Annotated in this window: 22 protein-coding genes; 19 read left to right on the top strand and 3 right to left on the bottom strand. The window is 72.5% G+C overall.

Features of this window, described 5'->3' with window-relative positions; genetic code table 11:
• Positions 1 to 8 precede the first annotated feature (8 nt).
• A complete protein-coding gene (gene htpX, locus ACIBCA_RS31880) occupies positions 9 to 929 on the bottom strand; it encodes a zinc metalloprotease HtpX (RefSeq protein ID WP_396286541.1) in 921 nt (306 codons plus the stop codon).
• A gap of 296 nt (positions 930 to 1225) precedes the next feature.
• Between htpX and hrcA the strand changes: the two genes are divergently transcribed.
• The 15 genes from hrcA (at position 1226) to era (ending at position 15524) form a co-directional block, all read left to right on the top strand.
• Positions 1226 to 2260, top strand: coding sequence for a heat-inducible transcriptional repressor HrcA (gene hrcA, locus ACIBCA_RS31875; RefSeq protein ID WP_396286540.1), 1035 nt, complete (start codon positions 1226 to 1228; stop codon positions 2258 to 2260).
• 69 nt (positions 2261 to 2329) lie between these two features.
• The gene (gene dnaJ / locus ACIBCA_RS31870) at positions 2330 to 3466 is read left to right on the top strand and encodes a molecular chaperone DnaJ (RefSeq protein WP_031067888.1); all 1137 of its coding nucleotides are present in this window, start codon (positions 2330 to 2332) and stop codon (positions 3464 to 3466) included.
• Positions 3467 to 3545: 79 nt separating this feature from the next.
• Complete coding sequence (locus tag ACIBCA_RS31865; RefSeq protein WP_396286539.1) at positions 3546 to 4295, top strand: 16S rRNA (uracil(1498)-N(3))-methyltransferase; 750 nt, start codon at positions 3546 to 3548, stop codon at positions 4293 to 4295.
• A 65-nt stretch (positions 4296 to 4360) separates the two neighbouring features.
• A complete protein-coding gene (locus ACIBCA_RS31860) occupies positions 4361 to 7621 on the top strand; it encodes a PDZ domain-containing protein (RefSeq protein ID WP_396286538.1) in 3261 nt (1086 codons plus the stop codon).
• Positions 7622 to 7747: 126 nt separating this feature from the next.
• Positions 7748 to 8482 carry an RDD family protein gene (locus ACIBCA_RS31855; RefSeq protein ID WP_396286537.1) on the top strand — a complete coding sequence of 245 codons (735 nt, stop codon included), beginning with the start codon at positions 7748 to 7750 and terminating at the stop codon, positions 8480 to 8482.
• Positions 8483 to 8529: 47 nt separating this feature from the next.
• A complete protein-coding gene (locus ACIBCA_RS31850; protein ID WP_396286536.1) occupies positions 8530 to 8883 on the top strand; it encodes a histidine triad nucleotide-binding protein in 354 nt (117 codons plus the stop codon).
• 1 nt (position 8884) lies between these two features.
• Entirely contained in the window at positions 8885 to 9808 is a 924-nt protein-coding gene (locus ACIBCA_RS31845) for a ribonuclease Z (RefSeq protein ID WP_396286535.1), read from the top strand.
• A 333-nt stretch (positions 9809 to 10141) separates the two neighbouring features.
• Entirely contained in the window at positions 10142 to 11173 is a 1032-nt protein-coding gene (locus tag ACIBCA_RS31840) for a PhoH family protein (RefSeq protein ID WP_396286648.1), read from the top strand.
• Between the two features lie 14 nt (positions 11174 to 11187).
• Entirely contained in the window at positions 11188 to 11682 is a 495-nt protein-coding gene (gene ybeY, locus ACIBCA_RS31835) for an rRNA maturation RNase YbeY (protein WP_031067899.1), read from the top strand.
• 19 nt (positions 11683 to 11701) lie between these two features.
• Entirely contained in the window at positions 11702 to 13027 is a 1326-nt protein-coding gene (locus ACIBCA_RS31830; RefSeq protein WP_396286534.1) for a hemolysin family protein, read from the top strand.
• A gap of 45 nt (positions 13028 to 13072) precedes the next feature.
• On the top strand, positions 13073 to 13309 hold the full coding sequence (locus tag ACIBCA_RS31825) for a hypothetical protein (protein WP_396286533.1): 237 nt from the start codon (positions 13073 to 13075) through the stop codon (positions 13307 to 13309).
• A 25-nt stretch (positions 13310 to 13334) separates the two neighbouring features.
• On the top strand, positions 13335 to 13886 hold the full coding sequence (locus ACIBCA_RS31820; RefSeq protein WP_396286532.1) for a DUF4383 domain-containing protein: 552 nt from the start codon (positions 13335 to 13337) through the stop codon (positions 13884 to 13886).
• Between the two features lie 26 nt (positions 13887 to 13912).
• Complete coding sequence (locus ACIBCA_RS31815) at positions 13913 to 14266, top strand: cytidine deaminase (RefSeq protein ID WP_396286531.1); 354 nt, start codon at positions 13913 to 13915, stop codon at positions 14264 to 14266.
• 115 nt (positions 14267 to 14381) lie between these two features.
• Positions 14382 to 14540, top strand: coding sequence for a hypothetical protein (locus tag ACIBCA_RS31810; protein ID WP_396286530.1), 159 nt, complete (start codon positions 14382 to 14384; stop codon positions 14538 to 14540).
• Positions 14541 to 14597: 57 nt separating this feature from the next.
• On the top strand, positions 14598 to 15524 hold the full coding sequence (gene era, locus ACIBCA_RS31805) for a GTPase Era (RefSeq protein WP_107057094.1): 927 nt from the start codon (positions 14598 to 14600) through the stop codon (positions 15522 to 15524).
• A 36-nt stretch (positions 15525 to 15560) separates the two neighbouring features.
• Here era and ACIBCA_RS31800 read toward each other — a convergent pair whose 3' ends face one another.
• Positions 15561 to 15827, bottom strand: coding sequence for a protealysin inhibitor emfourin (locus ACIBCA_RS31800; protein WP_031067909.1), 267 nt, complete (start codon positions 15825 to 15827; stop codon positions 15561 to 15563).
• Positions 15828 to 15906: 79 nt separating this feature from the next.
• A complete protein-coding gene (locus ACIBCA_RS31795) occupies positions 15907 to 16929 on the bottom strand; it encodes a M4 family metallopeptidase (protein ID WP_396286529.1) in 1023 nt (340 codons plus the stop codon).
• A gap of 337 nt (positions 16930 to 17266) precedes the next feature.
• Between ACIBCA_RS31795 and leuA the strand changes: the two genes are divergently transcribed.
• The 4 genes from leuA to ACIBCA_RS31775 all read left to right on the top strand — a co-directional run bounded on the left by leuA (position 17267) and on the right by ACIBCA_RS31775 (position 21782).
• On the top strand, positions 17267 to 19063 hold the full coding sequence (leuA, locus tag ACIBCA_RS31790) for a 2-isopropylmalate synthase (protein WP_396286528.1): 1797 nt from the start codon (positions 17267 to 17269) through the stop codon (positions 19061 to 19063).
• Positions 19064 to 19303: 240 nt separating this feature from the next.
• Positions 19304 to 19966, top strand: a complete 663-nt coding sequence (locus ACIBCA_RS31785; RefSeq protein WP_396286527.1) for a TerB family tellurite resistance protein — start codon at positions 19304 to 19306, stop codon at positions 19964 to 19966.
• 231 nt (positions 19967 to 20197) lie between these two features.
• On the top strand, positions 20198 to 20944 hold the full coding sequence (gene recO / locus ACIBCA_RS31780) for a DNA repair protein RecO (protein WP_396286526.1): 747 nt from the start codon (positions 20198 to 20200) through the stop codon (positions 20942 to 20944).
• Between the two features lie 4 nt (positions 20945 to 20948).
• Positions 20949 to 21782: an isoprenyl transferase gene (locus ACIBCA_RS31775; protein ID WP_396286525.1), complete on the top strand. Its 834-nt coding sequence runs from the start codon at positions 20949 to 20951 to the stop codon at positions 21780 to 21782.
• Positions 21783 to 21986: the final 204 nt, after the last annotated feature.

Raw genomic sequence — 21986 nt, 5'->3', positions numbered from 1 at the left:
AAGAGGGCTCAGCGCCCGAGCTGCTCGGAGATCTTCGCCAGCTGTTCCAGCCGCTTCTCCAGCGACGGGTGGGTGGAGAGCAGCTGCGAGGCGGTCTCCTTGGCGCTGAGCGCGGGGGCGAAGTAGAAGGCGTTGTAGGGCTGCGCCTGGCGCAGGTCCTTGGTGGGGATGGCCGCGATCTGCCCGGTGACCTTGGTGAGGGCGGAGGCGAGGGCGCTGGGCCGGCCGGTGAGCTGGGCGGCGGCGCGGTCGGCGGCGAGTTCGCGGTAGCGGGAGAGGAGCCGGGTGAGCAGGAAGCTGATGGCGTAGACGACCATCGACACCAGGGGGATGACCAGGGCCGCGATGGCCGCGTTCTGGTCGTTGTTGTTGCGCCCGCCGCCCATGAAGCCGCCGTACATGGCGATCCTGGTCATGGCTCCGGCGAGCACGCCGAGGAATCCGGCGACGGTCATGACCGCGACGTCGCGGTGGGCGACGTGGGAGAGCTCGTGGGCGAGGACGCCCTCGAGTTCCTCGGGTTCGAGCCGGCGCAGCAGCCCGGTGGTGACGCAGACCACCGCCTTCTGCGGGTTGCGTCCGGTGGCGAAGGCGTTGGGCATGTCGTTGTCGGCGACCGCCACGCGGGGTTTGGGCATGTCGGCCAGCGCGCAGAGCCGGTCGATCGTGCCGTGCAGTTGGGGGTACTGTTCGGGGCTCACCGGGTGGGCGCCCATGGCCCGTTCGGTGATCTTGTCGCTGAACCAGAACTGGGCCACGAACAGCCCGCCGGAGATCAGGACGATCAGCGGCCAGGCCCCGCGCAGCAGCACGATCAGCAGGCCTGTGAAACCGACGTACAGCAGCCCGATCACGAACATCGTCGCCACCATGCGGCCGGTCAGGCCGCGGTCCGGCGCGAAACGGGTGTGCTGGCCCGAGCTCGACATCGCTTGCTCCTCCATTCGCCGTCGCTTTCGATGCTGCCACCCGGACGGCCCCGGGGCACCACCCCCGCGCCGGGAGTTCCGGGACGGAGGGTGCGGGCCCGGAACTGCGGGCAGGATCACCCCGGGTGGGCCGTTCCTGGGGGAAGGCCCGGGCCTTACACTGGCAGGTACGGTTCTGGCACTCGTGTGCGCAGAGTGCCAGGGTCGGGGCTCTCCGAGAGCGGCCTCGAGGATCGCGACAGGCATCGAAACAGGGACACGGACGGACAACGTGCGAAGAGGGAGGTGCGTGCCCCATGGCCGGTGAGGTCCGCCAGCTGGACGAACGCAAGCTGGCCGTGCTGCGCGCCATCGTCCAGGACTACGTGGGTACCGAGGAGCCGGTCGGCTCCAAGGCCCTGGTGGAACGGCACAACCTCGGCGTGTCCCCGGCGACGGTGCGCAACGACATGGCGGCGCTGGAGGAGGAGGGGTACATCCACCAGCCGCACACCAGCGCGGGGCGCATCCCCACCGACAAGGGCTACCGCCTGTTCGTGGACCGCCTCGCCGAGGTGAAGCCGATGAGCGCCCCCGAGCGCCGGGCGATCCGGCACTTCCTGGACGGCGCCGTCGACCTGGACGACGTGGTCGCCCGTACGGTGCGCCTGCTCGCCCAGCTCACCCGGCAGGTCGCCGTGGTGCAGTACCCCTCGCTGACCCGCTCCACCGTGCGGCACATCGAGCTGGTGGCCCTGGCCCCGGCGAAGGTGATGCTCGTGCTGATCACCAACACCGGCCGGGTCGAGCAGCGGATGGTCGACTGCCCGGGCACGGTCGGCGAGACGGTTCTCGCGGACCTGCGGGCCCGGATCAACGCGCGGGCCGCCGGCCAGCGGCTGCCGGACGTGCCGGGGCTCCTGGAGGAGCTGCCGGCGGGGTTCGAGCAGCCGGACCGGCCGACGGTCACCACCGTCCTGGCGACGCTGTTCGAGGCGCTCGCCGAGCAGAACGAGGAGCGGATCATGCTGGCCGGCACGGCCAACCTGACCCGCTTCGGGCACGACTTCCCGCTGACCATCCAGCCGGTGCTGGAAGCCCTGGAGGAGCAGGTGATCCTGCTCCGCCTCCTGGGTGAGACCGCGGACGCGGGGATGACGGTCCGGATCGGCCGCGAGATCGCGTACGAGGGGCTGAATTCCACCTCGGTCGTGTCGGTCGGTTACGGTTCGGGCGACGAGAGCGTGGCCAAACTGGGGGTGATCGGTCCGACCCGGATGGACTACCCGGGCACAATGGGGGCGGTGCGAGCGGTGGCACGGTACGTGGGTCAGATCCTGGCCGAGTCGTAGCAAACCCCCGTCAGACGGCTGACGGGTCCGATCGCAGCACTACTACAGGCGGAACAAGCGGAGCATTTGGTGGCCACGGACTACTACGCGGTACTCGGCGTCCGACGGGATGCGGGGCAGGACGAGATCAAGAAGGCGTTCCGGCGCCTGGCACGCGAACTGCACCCGGACGTCAACCCGGACCCGAAGACGCAGGAGCGGTTCAAGGAGATCAACGCCGCCTACGAGGTGCTCTCCGATCCGCAGAAGCGCCAGGTCTACGACCTCGGCGGGGACCCGTTGTCCCCGGGCGGCGGTGGAGCGGGCTTCGGCGCGGGCGCGGCGGGCTTCGGCTTCTCCGACATCATGGACGCCTTCTTCGGCGCCGCGGCGGGCCAGCGCGGCCCGCGTTCGCGCACCCGCCGGGGCCAGGACGCCATGATCCGGCTGGAGATCACCCTGGAGGAGGCCGCGTTCGGCACCACCAAGGAGCTCCAGGTCGACACGGCCGTCACCTGCACCACGTGCAGCGGCGAGGGCGCGGCCCCCGGCACCTCGGCGCAGACCTGTGACATGTGTCGCGGCAAGGGCGAGGTCTCGCAGGTCACCCGGTCCTTCCTGGGCCAGGTCATGACCTCCCGCCCCTGCCCGCAGTGCCAGGGCTTCGGCACGGTCGTGCCGACCCCGTGCCCGGAGTGTGCCGGCGACGGCCGCGTGCGCGCCCGGCGCACCCTGACCGTCAAGATCCCGGCCGGTGTCGACAACGGCACCCGCATCCAGCTGGCCGGCGAGGGCGAGGTCGGCCCCGGCGGCGGCCCGGCCGGCGACCTGTACGTGGAGATCGCCGAGACCACCCACACGGTGTTCCAGCGGCGCGGCGACGACCTGCACTGCACCGTCACCATCCCGATGACGGCCGCCTCGCTCGGCACCCAGGTGCCGCTGCAGACCCTGGACGGCCTGGAGGAGGTCGACATCCGGCCCGGCACCCAGTCCGGCCAGTCGATCCCGCTGCACGGGCGGGGCATCACCCACCTGCGCGGCGGCGGCCGGGGCGACCTGATAGTGCACGTCGAGGTGCAGACGCCCACCAAGCTCGACCCCGAGCAGGAGGATCTGCTGCGCCGCCTCGCGGTGCTGCGCGGCGAGGAGCGGCCCTCCGGGCAGTTCGCGCCGGGCCAGCAGGGGCTGTTCTCGCGCCTCAAGGACGCCTTCAACGGCCGTTAGTCCAGCTGCGTGAGGGGTGCCGGGGAGGGATTCCCCGGCACCCCTTCCGTGTCCCCACCCATCCGGAGGTACCCCCGCCATGACCGCCCCCGTCTTCGTCGTCGAGACCGAGCGGATCGCCGCCGCCGCGCCCGGCGCGCTGGTACGCCTGGACGGGCCCGAGGGGCGGCACGCGGCGGCGGTGAAGCGGCTGACGGCCGGTGAGGCCGTCACCCTGGCGGACGGGCTGGGCCTGGGCGTGGACGGCACCGTCGCCGAGGTGCACGGCAAGGACGCGATCGACGTGGCCGTGGCCGCCGTGCGCCGCGAGGAGCGGCCGGCGCCGCGCATCGTCGTCGTCCAGGCGCTGCCCAAGGGGGACCGGGGCGAGCTGGCGGTGGAGACCATGACCGAGGTCGGCGTGGACGCGGTGATCCCCTGGGCGGCCTCGCGCTGCATCACCCAGTGGAAGGGCGAGCGCGGCGCCAAGGCGCTCGCCAAGTGGCGGGCCACCGCCCGGGAGGCGGGCAAGCAGTCCCGCCGGCTGCGCTTCCCCGAGGTGGGGGACCTGATGACCACCCGGCAGCTGCTGCCCGTCCTGCGGGAGGCCGCGTTCGCCGCGGTGCTGCACGAGGAGGGCGCCGAGCCGCTGGCGTCGGCCGCCCTGCCCGAGGGCGGGGACGTGGTGCTGGTGGTCGGGCCGGAGGGCGGGGTCTCCCCGGAGGAGCTGGCGGCCTTCGCCGAGGCGGGCGCGAAGCCGTACCGGCTGGGGTCCTCCGTGCTGCGCACCTCCACCGCCGGGGTGGCGGCGGGCGCGCTGCTGCTGGGGCGTACCGGCCGCTGGTCGTGAGCTCCATCTGATTTTTTGGCGGCAAACCGAGCTCCTCGGCCCGGGCGGCTGCCTAGGCTGGCCGGGTGACGGACTCCCTGAGCACCCCCGCGGGCGCCTATCCGCGCCACCCCCACCTGCACGGTGACCTGGTCGCCTTCGTCGCCGAGGACGACCTCTGGCTCGCCCCGCTCGACGGCGGCCGGGCCTGGCGGCTGACGGCCGACCACCTGCCGGTCCACCACCCCCGCTTCTCCCCGGACGGGAGCCGGCTGGCCTTCTCCTCCACCCGGGACGGCGCCCCCGAGGTGCACGTGCTGCCGGTGGAGGGCGGGCCCTCGCGGCGGCTCACCCACTGGGGCAGCGACCAGACCCGGGTGCAGGGCTGGACGGCGGACGGCCGCCCGATCGCCTCCACCTCCGCCGGTGAGGCCAGCCTGCGCCGCACCTGGGCGTACGCGGTGCCCCTGGACGGCGGCGAGCCGCAGCGGCTGCCGTACGGGCCGGTCGGCGCCCTGGCCTTCGAGCAGCGGAGCGCGGCCTCCGACGACCAGCGCGCCCGCGTGCTGCTGGCCTCCAACAACCGCGAGCCCGCCCACTGGAAGCGCTACCGCGGCGGCCGGGCGGGCAAGCTGTGGCTCGGCGAGGAGGGCGGCGAGTTCGCCCGCGTCCACGAGGGCCTCGACGGGCAGCTCGACTCCCCGATGTGGGTGGGCGGCCGGATCGCGTTCCTCTCCGACCACGAGGGCGTCTCCGAGCTCTGGTCCAGCCTGCCGGACGGCTCCGACCTGCGCCGCCACACCGCCGACCCGGACGGCTTCTACGCCCGCAACGCCACCACCGACGGCACCCGGGTCGTCTTCCACCGAGCGGGCGAACTCTGGCTGCTGGACGACCTGGACGGCGCCGCCCCGCGCCGCCTGGACCTGCGCCTGGCCGGCCCCCGTACGGGCCGCCGCCGGCGCCCGGTGCCCGCCGCGCACTGGCTGGAGACCGTCGCGCCCGACCGCACCGGCCGCGCCAGCGCCGTCGTGGTGCGCGGCGGCGTCCACTGGCTGACCCACCGCGAGGGCCCGGCCCGGGTGCTGGACGAGACCCCCGGCGTGCGCGGGCGCCTGGCCCGGGTGGTGCCCGGCGAGGACGGCGCCCAGGGCGTGCTGTGGGTCTCCGACGCCGAGGGCGAGGACGCCCTGGAGTTCGCCCCCGCCGTGCAGGGCGCCGAGCGCCGCCGCCTGGCCTCGGGGCAGCTGGGCCGGGTCAACGCGCTGGCCGTCTCCCCGGACGGCAAGCAGGCCGCGATCGGCGTGCACGACGGCCGGGTGTTGCTCGTCGCCCTCGCCGACGGCGCCGTGCACGAGCTGGACCGCAGCCTCGACGGCGAGGTCGACGGTCTGGCGTTCAGCCCGGACTCCGCCTGGCTGGCCTGGTCCCGCCCGGTGCACGGCCTCGGCCCGTACTCGCTGCGCCAGATCGTGCTGGCCAACCTCGCCACCCGAACGGTGAGCGAGGCCACCCAGCAGCGCTTCCACGACTCCTCGCCGGCCTTCACCGCCGACGGCCGCTACCTGGCCTTCCTCTCGGTGCGCAACTTCGACCCGGTGTACGACTCCCACGGCTTCGACCTGGCCTTCCCCGGCGGCTGCCGCCCGTACCTGATCACCCTGGCCGCCGACACCCCCTCCCCGTTCGGGCCGCAGCGCTCCGGGCGCCCGCTGGGCGGCGAGGAGGACGAGCCGCGCGCCAAGAAGGCCGACGCCGAGGAGGGTTCGGCCGACAGCCCGCCGGTCACCCGGGTCGACCTGGACGGCATCGTCGACCGGATCGTGCCCTTCCCCGTCGAGGGCGGCCGCTTCGGCCGGCTGCGCGCCGCCAAGGACGGCGTGCTGTGGACCAGGGCCCCGCTGCTCGGCGAACTGGGCGACGACGCGGCCTCGTTGGACGCCGATCGGCCCCGGCCGGTGCTGGAGCGCTTCGACCTCAGGAAGCGCCGCGTCGAGCAACTCGTCCACGGCCTCGACGACTTCGCGGTCAGCGGGGACGGCGGCAGGGTCGCCGTGGTGGACGAGGGCGAGCTGCGGATCGTCCCCGCCGACCACAAGGCCGGCGGCGAGGACGACGAGACCACCGTCGACCTCGCCCGGCTGCGGGTGAGCGTCGACCCGGGCGCCGAGTGGCGCCAGATGTACGACGAGAACGGCCGCCTGATGCGCGACAACTTCTGGCGCCCCGACCTCGGCGGCGTCGACTGGGCCGGCGTGCTGGAACGCTACCGGCCGCTGGTCGAGCGGGTCGGCTCCCACGACGAGCTCGTCGACCTGCTCTGGGAGGTGCACGGCGAACTCGGCACCTCCCACGCCTATGTGCTCCCGTACGGCCGCTACACCGAACCCGCCCGCCGCCAGGGCCTGCTGGGCGCCGACCTGGTCAAGGACGGCGACCGCTGGCGGATCGCCCGCATCCTGCCCGGCGAGTCCTCCGACCCCAGGGCCCGCTCGCCGCTGGCCGCGCCCGGCGCCGCGATCCGCCCCGGCGACGCCGTCCTCGCCGTCAACGGCCGCCCGGTGGACCCGGTCACCGGCCCGGCGCCGCTGCTGGCCGGCACCGCCGGGCAGCCCGTCGAGCTGACCGTCGCGGGCAAGGACGGCACCGACCGGCGCCACCCCGTCGTCGTCCCGCTCGCCGACGAGGAGCCGCTGCGCTACCACGACTGGGTGGCCGGGCGCCGCGCCGCCGTGCGCGAGCTGTCCGGCGGGCGGCTCGGCTACCTGCACATCCCCGACATGCAGTCGGCCGGCTGGGCGCAGCTGCACCGCGACCTGACCACCGAGATGGCCCGGGAGGGCCTGATCGTCGACATCCGGGAGAACCGCGGCGGCCACACCTCCCAGCTGGTGATCGAGAAGCTCGCCCGCCGCATCGTCGGCTGGAACGTCGCCCGGGACACCGACCACCCCGTGCCGTACCCGATGGACGCCCCGCGCGGGCCGGTGGTCGCCCTCGCCAACGAGTTCTCGGGTTCGGACGGCGACGTCGTCAACGGCGCGATCCAGGCGCTGGGCATCGGACCGGTGGTCGGCACCCGCACCTGGGGCGGGGTGATCGGCATCGACAGCCGCTACCGGCTCGTCGACGGCACGCTCGTCACCCAGCCCAAGTACGCGTTCTGGCTGGAGAACTACGGCTGGGGCCTGGAGAACCACGGCGCCGACCCGGACGTCGAGGTGCCCTTCGCCCCGCACCACTGGGCGCAGGGCTCGGACCCGCAGCTCGCCGAGGGCGTGCGCATCGCCCTCGCCGCCCTGGCCGAGAACCCGGCGCGCAGGGGGCCGGCGCGGCCGGGGGAGTAGGGGAGCAGCGGTGTGAAGGTTCGGAGCGGGAAGCCGGGGACGGCTTCCCGCTCCGAACCGCCGTGCGGGCCGTGGGTAGGATGCGGGGCTGTTCTCGATCTTGACCGACCGCTCACGGGGGAGCACATGGCACAGGGCTATCCGCCACCGCAGCAGCAGTACTACGGCCAGCAGCCGCAGCCGTATCCGCAGCACCCGCAGCAGCCGCAACAGCCGTACGGCTACGGGCCGAACCCGTACGCCCCGCAGCCCCAGCAGCCGCAGCCGTACCCCCAGCAGCCGCAGCAGCCGTACGGTCAGAACCCGTACCCGCCGCAGCAGTACGCGCAGCCGCAGCAGCCCTACCCGCCGCAGCAGTACGCGGGGCCCGAACGCCCGAAGTGCCCCGAGGAGGCGTACGCCGGGCGGCGCTTCCTGGCGATCGTGCTCGACTTCGCCCTCGCCCTCACCCTCGGGTTCTCCGCCGCCATGGCCACGGAGAAGGCGCGCGAGGCCCACCCGGTCGCGCACGCGGTCGGCCACGCCGCCACCCACCACAGTGGTCTCGGGGTCGTGCCCTTCTGGGCGGCGTTCGTCGGCGTCGGCCTGCTCGCCTCCTTCGTCAACCAGGTGCTGCTGGCCCGCCTCACCGGCTTCAGCCTCGGCAAGGGCGTCCTGGCCATGCGGGTGGTCCGCAGCGAGGACGTCTCGCGGCCCCGCACCTGGCGGCTGTCCCTGCGGTGGCTGGTCGGCTTCGTCCTCCTGGCACTCTCCTTCCTGTCCGAGGAGTTCGACCTCTGGGAGGGCGACGTCGTCGGTATGCGCGCGGTGCGCTGGAAGCACCTCCGGGAGTACGAGCAGGCGGTCGCGCGGCTCGGCTAGGCTGCGCCCGTACGGACCACAGGACCCGCTCAACCGAGGAGAGACCGATGGCCGGCGAGCCGCAGCCCGACTGCCTGTTCTGCAAGATCGTGGCGGGCGAGATCCCGGCGACGGTGGTGCGCAAGACCGAACGCGTCCTGGCCTTCCGCGACATCGCCCCCAAGGCCCCCGTGCACGTCCTGGTCATCCCGCACGTCCACTACCCGAACGCCGCCGCGCTGGCCGCCGCCGAGCCGGAGATCGCCGGTGAACTCCTCGCCGAGGCGGGCCGGGTGGCCGAGGACGAGGGCGTCGCCGACTACCGGCTGATCTTCAACACCGGTGCGGGCGCCGGGCAGACGGTCTTCCACGCCCACGTGCACGTGCTCGGCGGCAAGTCGATGACCGAGCGCATGGTCTGACGTGTCCCAGCGCGAACTCGTCGTCCTCGGCACCGCCAGCCAGGTGCCCACCCGGCACCGCAACCACAACGGCTACCTCCTGCGCTGGGACGGCGAGGGCCTGCTGTTCGACCCCGGCGAGGGCACCCAGCGCCAGATGCTCCACGCCGGGGTCACCGCCACCCAGATCACCCGGATCGCCGTGACCCACTTCCACGGCGACCACTGCCTGGGCCTCGCGGGGGTGATCCAGCGGATCAACCTGGACCGCGTCCCCCACCCGGTGGACGTCTACTTCCCGGCCTCCGGCGAGGTCTACTTCGAGCGGCTGCGCCACGCCACCGCCTACCACGAGACCGCCGTGCTGCGCCCCCGCCCGATCGACGAGCCCGGCCCGCTGCCCGCCCCCGGCGCCCGCTTCGCCCTGGACGCGATCCGGCTCGACCACCCCGTGGAGTCCTTCGGCTACCGCCTCACCGAGCCCGACGGGCGCCGGCTGGTGCCCGAGCGGCTGGCCGCGCACGGCGTGCGCGGGCCGGCCGTGGGGCGCCTGCAGCACGAGGGATCCGTCGAGGTGGACGGCCGCACCGTCACCCTCGCCGAGGTCAGCGAGCCGCGGCCCGGCCAGAAGTTCGCCTTCGTGATGGACACCCGGCTCTGCGAGGGCGTCCACGAGCTGGCGCAGGACGCCGACCTGCTGGTCGTCGAGGCGACCTTCACCGACGCCGACGCCCACCTCGCCGAGGACCACGGCCACCTCACCGCCGGGCAGGCCGCCAAGGTCGCCGCCGAGGCCGGGGCCCGCACCCTGGTGCTGACCCACTTCTCCCAGCGCTACCCCGACCTCGGCCAGCACCTGGCCGACGCCCGCAAGCACTTCGACGGGGAGCTGGTCCTCGCCGAGGACCTCGCCCGGGTGCCCGTCCCGGCCCGCCGGCACGCATGAACGGCCCCTCGGGACGCGTGGACGGCCCCTCGGCACGCGTGAAGAGCCCGTCGGCACCCGTGAACGCCCCGGAAAAGCACTCGCGTCGCTCCGCGATCTACCGGAGCATCGTCGCGTGCGGCCCCGCCGCCCGCCGCGGCGAGATCGTCCGCGGCGTACCCTGGTGCCCCGGAGAGACCGAGCGGCACACGAGACCACGGATTGGGATGAGGCAGGCCCCAGGGCCGACCCATGAGTGACACATCGCAGACCCGTACCAACGGACGGTCGCGTCCCGAGCCGGCCGACGACGGCCGCGTCAGCGCCCGGTTCGTCATCCCCGAGAAGCACCCGATGGTCACCCTGCTCGGCACCGCGGACTCGCTGCTGCGCGTGATCGAACGGGGCTTCCCCACCGCCGACATCCACGTCCGCGGCAACGAGGTGACCGCCACCGGGGAGGGCGCCGAGGTCGCGCTCGTCCAGAAGCTCTTCAACGAGATGATGCTGGTGCTGCGCACCGGCCAGCCCCTGACGGAGGACTCCGTGGAGCGCTCCATCGCCATGCTCCGCAGCCAGGAGCAGGACCCGGACAGCCCGGCGCCGTCCGAGGTGTTCACCGCGAACATCCTCTCCAACCGCGGCCGCACGATCCGCCCCAAGACGCTCAACCAGCAGCGCTACGTCGACGCGATCGACAAGCACACGATCACCTTCGGGCTCGGCCCGGCGGGCACCGGCAAGACCTACCTCGCGATGGCCAAGGCCGTCCAGGCCCTCCAGGCCAAGGAGGTCAACCGGATCATCCTGACCCGCCCCGCGGTCGAGGCCGGCGAGCGGCTGGGCTTCCTGCCCGGCACCCTCTTCGAGAAGATCGACCCGTACCTGCGCCCGCTCTACGACGCGCTGCACGACATGATGGACCCCGACTCCATCCCGCGCCTGATGGCGGCCGGCACCATCGAGGTCGCTCCGCTCGCCTACATGCGCGGCCGCACCCTCAACGACGCCTTCATCATCCTCGACGAGGCCCAGAACACCTCGCCCGAGCAGATGAAGATGTTCCTGACCCGCCTCGGGTTCAACTCCCGGGTGGTCGTCACCGGCGACACCAGCCAGATCGACCTCCCGGGCGGCACCCGCAGCGGACTCAAGGTCGTCCAGGAGATCCTGGCCGACGTGCCCGACATCCACTTCTCCGTCCTCACCAGCACCGACGTGGTCCGCCACAAGCTGGTCGGCCGGATCGTGGACGCGTACGAGCGCTGGGACGCGCGGCAGGAGGCCGAGCCGAGCGCTCCGGCCGACCGCAAGCCGGCCCAGCGCCGCCCCGGCAAGACCGCCGCGGCGCGCGCACCCCGACAGTCCCATCGCACCGAAAGCTGAGTAACCAGCCCGTCATGTCGATCGACATCGCCAACGAGTCCGGCTGGGAGGCCGACGAGGAATCCATCCTCGACGTCGCCCGCTTCGCCCTCGACAGGATGCGGATCCACCCGCAGTCCGAGCTGTCCGTGATCCTGCTGGACGCCGCGGCGATGGAGGAGCTGCACATCCAGTGGATGGACCTGCCCGGGCCCACCGACGTGATGTCCTTCCCGATGGACGAGCTGCGCCCCGGCAAGGAGGACGAGGAGCTGCCCCAGGGCCTGCTCGGCGACATCGTCCTGTGCCCCGAGGTCGCCCAGCAGCAGGGCAAGGCGGCCCCCTCCCAGCACTCCATGGACGAGGAGCTCCAGCTGCTCACCGTCCACGGCGTGCTGCACGTCCTCGGTTACGACCACGAGGAGCCGGAGGAAGAGGAGGAGATGTTCGCCCTCCAGAAGCGCATCCTCGACGACTGGCGGGCCGGGCGCGGCCTCGGGGGCATCTCGCCCGCCCCCACCACCCACTGAGCGCGGGGCCCGAACCCCTGTGAGCGGTGAGAGTACGAGCTACGTCCTCGGTGCCGTGGCCCTCGTCGTGCTCGGCTGGCTGGCCGCGTGCGCCGAGGCGGGCATCTCCCGGGTCTCCCGGTTCCGGGCGGAGGAGGCGGTGCGCAGCGGCCGGCGGGGTTCCGACCGGTTGCTGGCCGTCGCCTCCGACCCGTTCCGCTACCTCAACCTGGCCACCCTGATCCGGGTGGCCAGCGAGATGGCGGCGGCCGTGCTGGTCACGGCCGTGTGCGTGCGCAACCTGCACCCGACCTGGCAGGCCGTGCTGCTGGCCTTCGTGGTGATGGTGCTGGTGTCCTTCGTGGCGGTGGGCGTCTCGCCCCGCACGATCGGCCGCCAGCACCCGCTGTCGACGGCGACGGCGGCCTCCTTCGTGCTGCTGCCGCTGGCGGCGGTGCTGGGGCCCATCCCGCGGCTGCTGATCCTGCTCGGCAACGCCCTGACCCCCGGCAAGGGGTACCGGGAGGGGCCGTTCGCCTCGGAGGCGGAGCTGCGGGCGCTGGTGGACCTCGCCGAGAAGGACGACCTGATCGAGGACGAGGAGCGCCGGATGGTGCACTCCGTCTTCGAGCTGGGCGACACCATCGTGCGCGAGGTGATGGTGCCGCGCACCGACCTGGTGATGATCGAGCGGCACAAGACCGTGCGCCAGGCGCTGACCCTGGCGCTGCGCTCGGGCTTCTCGCGCATCCCGGTGGTCGGGGACAGCGAGGACGACGTGGTCGGCATCGTCTACCTCAAGGACCTGGTGCGGCGCACCCACATCAACCGGGACGCCGAGTCGGAGGAGGTGGGCGCGGTGATGCGCCCGGCCGTCTTCGTCCCGGACTCCAAGGCCGCGGGGGACCTGCTGCGCGAGATGCAGCAGCGCCGCTCGCACGTGGCGATCGTGATCGACGAGTACGGCGGCACGGCCGGTCTGGTGACGATCGAGGACGTCCTGGAGGAGATCGTCGGCGAGATCACCGACGAGTACGACCGGGAGATCGCCCCCGTCGAGGACCTCGGCGACGGCTCGTACCGGATCACCGCCCGCCTCCTGGTGGAGGACCTGGGCGATCTGTTCGGCATCGAGCTGGAGGACGAGGACGTGGAGACGGTGGGCGGCCTGCTGGCCAAGCACCTGGGCCGCGTGCCGATCCCCGGCTCCGCCTGCGAGATCCCCCTGCCCGAGCCCGTCGAGGGCGGCCTGACCGGCATCCTGCTGACCGCCGAGTCCTCGGCCGGGCGCCGCAACCGCATCGGTTCCATGGTCGCCACCCCCGTCCGCGCGGGCGACCGCGCGGCCTCCGACCCGGCCGAGTAGCGGGGCGAGTAGCGGGGCGGTCGCGGGCGAGCGACCATGGAGGGCATGACGCACAAACTTCGCGCGGAGTACGGCCCGCAGGGGGCGGCCGGCGGAGCCGTGTCCTGGCACGTGGTGCGGGACGAGGACCCGTCGACGGCGCTCTGCGGCCGGACGATGCCCGCCGAGGCCGAGACCCGGCCCGAGGAGGAGTGGGGGACCGGGCTGCGCTGCTGCCAGCAGTGCGGTTCGCTCTACATGCACGAGACGCCGCACATGCAGAAGGCCCACCCCTACAGCTAGGGATCGCGGGCCTCTGGAGGTCGCCATGAAGCTGCAAGACGAACTGCCCACGGTCGACCGCCGACTCGCCCTGGTGTGGCGGGTCGGGGCGGCGCTCGGGGGGATCTTCCTGATCGTGTTCGGGATCCTGGGGCTGGTCGACCACCCCGGCTTCCTGGCCACCCACGGCGACCGGATCGCCGGACTGTCGACCAACGGGGCGCTGAGCGTCCTGTCCATCGTGGCGGGCGCGGTCCTGCTGCTGGGAGCGGTGATCGGCGGGAACTTCGCGTCCAACCTGAACCTGGTGGTCGGGGTGCTGTTCGTCCTGTCCGGCTTCTACGGACTGACGGTGCTGGGGCGCCCGGACGCCAACATCCTCAACTTCCGGATGTCGAACGTGCTGTTCGCGTTCGTCTTCGGGATCGTCGTGACCACCTTCGGGATGTACGGCAGGGTGAGCAGCCACCTGCCGCACGACAACCCGTTCTGGCGGAAGCGGATCGGGAGCGAGGAGCCGCTGCCCTCCGGCTCGGCGAAGACCTTCGTCAAGGTCCTGAACCCGAATCCCGGCCGGACCCACCCCGTGGGTCACTGAGAAGCGGGCCGCCTATGCTCGGCGGCATGAGTGACATCGTCGAGCTGGACCCCGAGGACAAGAAGATCATCACCCTGGCCCGCTCGGCCCGCGCCCGCAACGGCGTGGCCGAGGGGGCCGCGGTGCGTGACGAGACGGGCCGCACCTACGTGGCCGGGACGGTCGCGCTGGAGTCGCTGAAGCTGAGCGCGCTGCAGACGGCGGTGGCGATGGCGGTGGCCAGCGGCGCGAAGTCGCTGGAGGCGGCGGCCGTGGTGAGCGAGGCGCGGGAGCCGGCCGAGGCGGACCTCGCGGCCGTACGGGACCTGGGCGGGGCGGGGACGCCGGTGCTGCTGGCGGGCCCGGACGGGGCGCTGCGGGTGGCGGCCGAGGCGCGCTGATTCGAGCGCCGCTTCAAGCGCCGCTTCGAGCGCCGACTCAGGAGCCGGGCCTTGCCCTCATGGGCTCAGCCGATAATCTCACCGGGGGAGCGGGATCGGTGAAGGGGCTGGGGACATGGGGGCGTTGGCGTTCTTCGCCGGGCTGGTGCTGTGGGTCATGGGCCTGGGCAAGTGGCAGGAGACCGGCTCGCCGCTCTGGCTCTGGGGCTCCTTCGCCTTCCTGGTGCTGCTGATCATCTTCTCCTTCGTCCGCACCGACCGGGGCAAGGGCTGAGAGACCCCGGCGGGCCCCTGGACGGCGCGGCTCCCGTGATCAGGGAGAATGGAGCCCATGAATGCCCCTTCCTCCTTCCGCTCCGGCTTCGCGTGCTTCGTCGGCCGGCCCAACGCGGGCAAGTCGACCCTGACCAACGCCCTGGTGGGGACGAAGGTCGCGATCACCTCCGACCGGCCGCAGACCACCCGGCACACCGTGCGCGGCATCGTGCACCGCCCCGACGCCCAGCTCGTGCTGGTCGACACCCCCGGCCTGCACAAGCCCCGCACCCTCCTCGGCGAGCGCCTCAACGACCTGGTCCGCAGCACCTGGGCGGAGGTCGACGTGATCGGCTTCTGCCTGCCCGCCGACCAGAAGCTCGGCCCCGGCGACAAGTTCATCGCCAAGGAGATCGCCGGGATCAAGAAGACCCCCAAGGTCGCCATCGTCACCAAGACCGACCTGGTCGACTCCAAGCGCCTGGCCGAGCAGCTGATCGCGATCCACCAGCTCGGTCTGGAACTCGGCTTCGAGTGGGCCGAGATCATCCCGGTCTCCGCCGTCGGCGACAAGCAGGTCGACCTGGTGGCGGACCTGCTCACCAAGCTGCTGCCCGAGGGCGACCAGCTCTACCCCGACGGCGACCTCACCGACGAGCCCGAGCAGATCATGGTCGCCGAGCTCATCCGCGAGGCCGCCCTGGAGGGCGTGCGCGACGAACTGCCGCACTCCCTGGCCGTGGTGGTCGAGGAGATGCTCCCGCGCGAGGGCCGTCCGGCGGACCGCCCGCTGCTGGACATCCACGCCAACGTCTACATCGAGCGGCAGAGCCAGAAGGCGATCGTCATCGGCGCCAAGGGCTCGCGGCTCAAGCACGTCGGCACCACCGCCCGCAAGCACATCGAGGCGCTGCTGGGCACCCCGGTCTACCTGGACCTGCACGTCAAGGTGGCCAAGGACTGGCAGCGGGACCCGAAGCAGCTGCGCAAGCTGGGCTTCTGAGGCTTCCGAGCTCAACCCCCTGGTGCGGCGCGGGTGTCAGGCACCCTCGCGCAGCACCAGGGAGACCAGCTCGCGCTGGGAGTCGCTGAGCTTCGGGTCGGCGCAGTGCACCGTCCGGCCGTCGACGGTGATCTCGTAGTGGAACCCGTCCGGCACGCCGTACGAGGGCGCGCGCAGCCCGCCGGCGACGGCCTCGCGGGCGAGGGCGTGGACGTGCGGGGCGTCCGTGCGGTCGGCGGTGTCGAGCTCCGCGTGTCGGACGATGCCGGCGAGGCCGCCGGTCCGGGTCACCTGGATACGCATGGTGTCCATGGTGCTACGCAGGGGATGGGTTCGCCGGACCTTTCCCGGACCGTGACCTTAAGCGACGATCAAGGCGGCCTCAGGCGGAGCTCACCCCCACCTGGGCCCAGGCGGCCGTCACCGTGTCGGCCACCGAGGGCTCGGTGGCGTAGCGGGCCCTCGCGGCGGCCACGGTGGCCCGGGCGAAGGCGGTGAAGTCGGCGTCGGCGGGCAGCCGGCGGCCGGTGAGGGCGTCGTACCAGATCCGCCCGGCGCGCTCCCAGGCCGGGCCGCCGAGGGCGGTGGCCAGCAGGTAGAACGCGTGGTTGGGGATGCCGGAGTTGATGTGCACCCCGCCCTGGTCCTCGGCGGTGTGGACGTAGTCGCGCAGGTGCGCGGGCTGCGGGTCCTTGCCGAGCCGGGGGTCGTCGTAGGCGGTGCCGGGGGCCTTCATCGAGCGCAGCGCGACGCCCTGGACGCCGGGGGCGAGCAGGCCGGCGCCGATCAGCCAGTCGGCGGCGTCGGCGTCCTGGTGCAGCGCGTACTGCTTGACGAGGGAGCCGAAGACGTCGGAGAGGGACTCGTTGAGCGCCCCGGGCTGGTCGTGGTACTCCAGGCCGGCGGTGAACTGGGTGACGCCGTGGGTGAGTTCGTGGCCGATGACGTCCACGCAGGCGGTGAAGTCGCCGAAGATCTCGCCGTCCCCGTCGCCGAAGACCATCTGGTGGCCGTTCCAGAAGGCGTTGTCGTAGTCGCGGCCGTAGTGGACGCTGGCGTCCAGCCGCAGGCCCTGGTCGTCGATCGAGCGGCGCCCGTACGCCTCGGAGAAGAGGGCGAAGGTGGCGCCGAGGCCGTCGTAGGCGTGGTTGACCGACGCGTCGGAGACCGGCGGGCGGCCCTCGGTGCGCACGGTGCGCCCGGGCAGGTGCTGGAGGTGGCCGGAGTCGCAGATGACCCGGTTGAGGTCCGGGCTGGCGGCGGCGGCCGGGGGAGGGGCGAGCCGGGCGGCGCGGTGCGCGGCGTCGAGGGCGAGGGAGTGGACGGCGGGCTCGTGACCGGCCTCGGCGAGGCGGTCCAGGACGTACGGCGGGACGATCGCGCAGAGCGGCACTCCTGCAGTCATGTGGCCCAGGGTGAGGCTTGGATGACCGGTTGTCACCACCTTTGACATGACCGGAGGGCGTCTCAAGGGATGGAACGGTAGCCCGGATCACTTCGGGGGCGCGCGGGCCTGGGTTACGCTGGGCTCCATCATGCGCAACGGGCTGCTTCTTCTTAGCTGCCGCGTCGAGGGCCTGTAGTCCCACAGGGGCCGGCTCCCTCGCCGCGGGGTACGAGCTGTGCGCGCACATCGGCGATCCGACGGCGGATCGCGAGCGGCACCGCTGAGGCCGGCCAATCGGTGTAGACCACCCCGACCGCCCGCACCACGCATCCACAGGAAGCCGAGAGTCACCTCCATGACCGAGCAGACCTCCGCCGCGTCCGTCCCCGCCGCCCGGGCCTTCGTCGACCGGCCCACCCCGATCACCGTCGCCACCGCGCGGCAGCGGCCCTCCGGCATGCGGCACGGACGCTACCTGCCCTTCGGCACCGTCGACCTGCCGGACCGCACCTGGCCGGGCAAGGTCATCACCAAGGCGCCGCGCTGGCTCTCCACCGACCTGCGGGACGGCAACCAGGCGCTGATCGACCCGATGTCCCCGGCCCGCAAGCGCAAGATGTTCGACCTGCTGGTGGCCATGGGCTACAAGGAGATCGAGGTCGGCTTCCCCTCCTCGGGTGCCACCGACCACGCCTTCGTCCGCTCCCTGATCGAGGAGGGGGCGATCCCGGAGGACGTCACCATCTCGGTGCTGACCCAGGCCCGCGAGGAGCTGATCGAGAAGACGGTGGAGTCCCTGGTCGGCGCCCCGCGCGCGACCGTCCACCTGTACAACGCGACGGCGCCGCTGTTCCGCCGGGTGGTGTTCCGCAACGACAAGGACGCCACCAAGGCGATCGCCGTGGACGGCACCCGCCTGGTGATGGAGTACGCGGAGAAGCTGCTGGGCGAGGACACCGTCTTCGGCTACCAGTACTCGCCGGAGATCTTCGTCGACACCGAGCTGGACTTCGCCCTGGAGGTCTGCGAGGCGGTCATGGACGTCTGGCAGCCGGGCGAGGGCCGCGAGATCATCCTGAACCTGCCCGCCACCATCGAGCGGGCCACCCCCAACGTCCAGGCCGACCAGTTCGAGTGGATGTCGCGCAACCTGTCGCGCCGCGAGTTCGTCTGCCTGTCCGTGCACCCGCACAACGACCGGGGCACGGCCGTCGCCTCCGCCGAGCTGGCCTACATGGCGGGCGCGGACCGCATCGAGGGCTGTCTGTTCGGGCAGGGCGAGCGCACCGGCAACGTCGACCTGGTGACCCTGGGGATGAACCTGTTCTCCCAGGGCGTCGACCCGCAGATCGACTTCTCCGACATCGACGAGGTGCGCCGCACCGCCGAGTACTGCAACCAGATGGAGGTCCACCCGCGCCACCCGTACGCGGGCGACCTGGTCTACACCTCCTTCTCCGGCTCGCACCAGGACGCGATCAAGAAGGGCTTCGACGCCCTGGAGGCCGACGCGAAGGCCGCCGGAGTGCCGGTGGAGGAGCACACCTGGGGCGTGCCGTACCTGCCGATCGACCCCAAGGACGTCGGCCGCACCTACGAGGCCGTCATCCGCGTCAACAGCCAGTCCGGCAAGGGCGGCGTGGCGTACGTCCTCAAGAACGACCACAAGCTGGACCTGCCGCGCCGGATGCAGATCGAGTTCTCCCGCATCATCCAGGCCAAGACCGACGCCGAGGGCGGCGAGGTCACCCCGGCCGAGATCTGGCGGGTCTTCGAGGACGAGTACCTGCCCACCACGAACAACCCCTGGGGCCGCATCTCGCTGGCCGGTTCGCGCACCCTGACCACCGAGGACGGCCGGGACGCGCTGGCCGCCGAGGCCGTGGTGGACGGCGTGCCGGTGCGCCTGAGCGGTACGGGCAACGGCCCGGTCTCCGCCTTCGCCGACGCGCTGTCCCGCATCGGCGTGGACGTACGCGTCCTGGACTACGCCGAGCACGCGCTGAGCGAGGGCGGCGACGCCCAGGCGGCCGCCTACGTGGAGTGCGCGGTGGACGGCAAGGTGCTGTGGGGCGTGGGCATCGACGGCAACACCGTGCTGGCCTCGCTGAAGGCGATGATCAGCGCCGTCAACAGGGCGCAGCGCGCCTGACACGTACGGGTGGTGGACGAAGGGCCGTCCCGCGGGACGGCCCTTCGGCGCGTGTACGGCGCTCTGTGGCCTGCGCCACATTTTTTCGAATCGGAGGACGTTCCAGGTACTGACACGTGCCGGTAACCGTGGCAACATCGATCCACCGGAAAGCCGGGTCGGTGGGACGGCCTCGGTGTCCGGTCGCGCGACCTGCCCGTCGTCGAGCAGGAGCGCCTGCCATGTCTGGGGAGTGGCGCCGTGACCAGGTTGTGGGGTGTTCGCCCGAAGTGGCGGACGGACGTTCTCGGTGACTTCTTCTGCCCGGGCTGCGGCGGGGACCGCAACTACCGCCGGCAGTCCGGCCGGCGGTGGCTGCGGTTGTTCGGCGCCCCGGTGGTCCCGCTCGGCCCGGTGATCGCCGGCGTGCAGTGCACCGGCTGCCTCGGCCGCTACGGGACCGAGAGCCTGGAGCTGCCCACCAGCGTGCGCCTCGGCGCGATGCTGCGGGACGCCCAGTACACCGTCGCGCTGGCGATGCTCGCCGCCGGCGGCACCGCCAGCCGTGCGGCCCGCGAGGCGGCCTGCACGGCGGTGCGCGAGGCCGGCTTCGACGACTGCGGCGAGGCCCAGGTGCTGGCGGCGCTCGCCGCCCTCTCGGGCCTCGGCGGCGAACTGCACGACGCGCACGGCATGTCCGGCGGTCTGGCCGTCGAGCTGCACGCCGTCCTCCAGCCGATCGCCCCGCACCTGGCGCAGCAGGGCCGGGAGCGGCTCGTCCTCCAGGGCGCGGCGATCGCGCTCTCCGACGGGCGCTACCTGCCGCAGGAGCGCGACGCGCTGGACGCGGTCGGGCGCTGTCTGGACGTGCCGCAGGAGCGGGTCGCGGTGCTGCTGGAGGCGGCCACGCGGGCGCTGAACTAGCGGGCGCCGAACCAGCCGCACCTGCTCTTCCGGCCGGTCCGTCCGGTCCGTCCGGTCCCCTCGAACCTTCCGAATCCCCCACAAACGGGCCCGGCCACCCCCCTCCCGGGCCCGCCGTGACCCGCACCGCAGTGGTCCTCCCCCACGGCCCCGGTGCGGGCAACACGGCTGTCCGTGCCCCGGCGTCCTCCCGCCGTCCGGGTGTCCTCCCTCTGGGGGACAATGGCTGGCATGAGTCTTTTCCGGGACGACGGCGTCGTGTTGCGGGCGCAGAAGCTCGGCGAGGCCGATCGGATCATCACCCTGCTGACCCGCCACCACGGCAAGGTCCGGGCGGTGGCGCGCGGGGTGCGCAAGACCAAGTCCAAGTTCGGCGCCCGCCTGGAGCCGTTCTCCCACGTGGACGTGCAGTTCTTCAGCCGGGGCAGCGAACTCGTCGGCCGGGGCCTGCCGCTGTGCACCCAGGTGGAGACCATCGCCCCGTACGGCGGTTCGATCGTCACCGACTACGGCCGCTACACCGCCGGCACCGCGATGCTGGAGACGGCCGAGCGCTTCGCCGAGAACGAGGGCGAGCCGGCCTTGCAGCAGTACCTGCTGCTGGTGGGCGGGCTGCGCACGCTGGCTGCCGGGCTGCACGAGTCGCACCTGGTGATGGACGCCTTCCTGCTGCGCTCGCTCGCGGTCAACGGGTACGGCGCGAGCTTCACCGACTGCGCCAAGTGCGGCCTGGACGGGCCGAACCGTTTCTTCTCCCTCCCCGCAGGCGGGGTGCTCTGCGCGGACTGCCGCGTGCCGGGATGTGCCGTACCCTCCCCTGAGACACTGGTACTGCTCGGGGCGCTGTTGTCAGGGGACTGGCGGACGGCCGATTCCTGCGAGCCCCGGTACTGGAGGGAGGGCAGCGGCCTGGTCGCTGCCTATCTCCAGTGGCACCTGGAGCGGGGCATCCGCTCGATGAGATACGTGGAGAAGTGAGCACATGGCAGCGCGACGGCTCTTCGGTGGCGGCAAGCAGCGGAACTACGACCTTCCGGCCCCGCACCCCAGTGGCGCACAGCCCCCGAAGATCCCCGGCGAGCTGGTCCCCCAGCACGTCGCGATCGTGATGGACGGCAACGGCCGCTGGGCCAAGGAGCGCGGGCTGCCGCGCACCGAGGGCCACAAGGTCGGCGAGTCCGTCGTGCTCGACGTCCTCGCGGGTGCCATCGAGCTCGGCGTGAAGAACATCTCGCTGTACGCCTTCTCCACCGAGAACTGGAAGCGTTCGCCCGACGAGGTGAAGTTCCTGATGAACTTCAACCGGGACGTCATCGCCCGCCGCCGCGACGAGATGGACGCGATGGGCGTGCGCATCCGCTGGGCCGGCCGGATGCCCAAGCTGTGGAAGAGCGTCGTCCAGGAGCTCCAGGTCGCCGAGGAGCAGACCAAGGGCAACGACGCCGTCACCCTCTACATGTGCGTCAACTACGGCGGCCGGGCCGAACTCACCGACGCCGCCCAGGCGATCGCGCGGGAGGTCGCGGCCGGCCGGCTCGACCCGAAGAAGGTCAACGAGAAGACCATCGCCAAGTACATGTACCACCCGGACATGCCGGACGTGGACCTGTTCCTGCGCCCCAGCGGCGAGCAGCGCACCTCCAACTTCCTTCTCTGGCAGTCCGCTTACGCCGAGTTCGTGTTCCAGGACGTGCTCTGGCCGGACTTCGACCGCCGTGACCTGTGGCGCGCCTGCGAGCAGTACGCGCGGCGCGACCGGCGCTTCGGCGGGGCGATCCCCAACGACGTGGCGGCGGAGGTTCCGGCCCAGCGCTGACGCGCCCCGGCCATGCCGAAGGGCCCGCAGGAGCGCCTGGGTTCTAGGAGTCGTTGCAACACCCCAGCTCAAGGGGTGGGATGGACTTCGAGATCCGCAAGGACCGGACGGCTCAGGGGCGCAGGAAGCTGTCCCGGGAGCGGGAGGCATACTCCCGGCTCGTGCAGCAGGGTTACAGCAACGCCGAGGCGTGCCGGATTGTCG

Origin of the sequence: Kitasatospora sp. NPDC051170 (assembly GCF_044455705.1) — a bacterium.
GTDB lineage: Bacteria > Actinomycetota > Actinomycetes > Streptomycetales > Streptomycetaceae > Kitasatospora.
Note: the sequence above shows the minus strand (reverse complement) of the source record. Positions and strands in the feature narration are given on the sequence as shown.

What these genes read in the sequence shown, in the direction of transcription:
- ACIBCA_RS31825 (WP_396286533.1), top strand. Translation starts at nt 13,073, where the DNA reads ATGACGCACAAACTTCGCGCGGAGTACGGCCCGCAGGGGGCGGCCGGC.
- ACIBCA_RS31800 (WP_031067909.1), bottom strand. Translation starts at nt 15,827, where the DNA reads ATGCGTATCCAGGTGACCCGGACCGGCGGCCTCGCCGGCATCGTCCGA.
- ACIBCA_RS31810 (WP_396286530.1), top strand. Translation starts at nt 14,382, where the DNA reads ATGGGGGCGTTGGCGTTCTTCGCCGGGCTGGTGCTGTGGGTCATGGGC.
- ACIBCA_RS31865 (WP_396286539.1), top strand. Translation starts at nt 3,546, where the DNA reads ATGACCGCCCCCGTCTTCGTCGTCGAGACCGAGCGGATCGCCGCCGCC.
- ACIBCA_RS31775 (WP_396286525.1), top strand. Translation starts at nt 20,949, where the DNA reads ATGGCAGCGCGACGGCTCTTCGGTGGCGGCAAGCAGCGGAACTACGAC.
- ybeY (WP_031067899.1), top strand. Translation starts at nt 11,188, where the DNA reads ATGTCGATCGACATCGCCAACGAGTCCGGCTGGGAGGCCGACGAGGAA.
- htpX (WP_396286541.1), bottom strand. Translation starts at nt 929, where the DNA reads ATGTCGAGCTCGGGCCAGCACACCCGTTTCGCGCCGGACCGCGGCCTG.
- ACIBCA_RS31795 (WP_396286529.1), bottom strand. Translation starts at nt 16,929, where the DNA reads ATGACTGCAGGAGTGCCGCTCTGCGCGATCGTCCCGCCGTACGTCCTG.
- ACIBCA_RS31855 (WP_396286537.1), top strand. Translation starts at nt 7,748, where the DNA reads ATGGCACAGGGCTATCCGCCACCGCAGCAGCAGTACTACGGCCAGCAG.
- ACIBCA_RS31820 (WP_396286532.1), top strand. Translation starts at nt 13,335, where the DNA reads ATGAAGCTGCAAGACGAACTGCCCACGGTCGACCGCCGACTCGCCCTG.
- era (WP_107057094.1), top strand. Translation starts at nt 14,598, where the DNA reads ATGAATGCCCCTTCCTCCTTCCGCTCCGGCTTCGCGTGCTTCGTCGGC.
- ACIBCA_RS31815 (WP_396286531.1), top strand. Translation starts at nt 13,913, where the DNA reads ATGAGTGACATCGTCGAGCTGGACCCCGAGGACAAGAAGATCATCACC.
- ACIBCA_RS31840 (WP_396286648.1), top strand. Translation starts at nt 10,142, where the DNA reads ATGGTCACCCTGCTCGGCACCGCGGACTCGCTGCTGCGCGTGATCGAA.
- leuA (WP_396286528.1), top strand. Translation starts at nt 17,267, where the DNA reads ATGACCGAGCAGACCTCCGCCGCGTCCGTCCCCGCCGCCCGGGCCTTC.
- ACIBCA_RS31850 (WP_396286536.1), top strand. Translation starts at nt 8,530, where the DNA reads ATGGCCGGCGAGCCGCAGCCCGACTGCCTGTTCTGCAAGATCGTGGCG.
- recO (WP_396286526.1), top strand. Translation starts at nt 20,198, where the DNA reads ATGAGTCTTTTCCGGGACGACGGCGTCGTGTTGCGGGCGCAGAAGCTC.
- hrcA (WP_396286540.1), top strand. Translation starts at nt 1,226, where the DNA reads ATGGCCGGTGAGGTCCGCCAGCTGGACGAACGCAAGCTGGCCGTGCTG.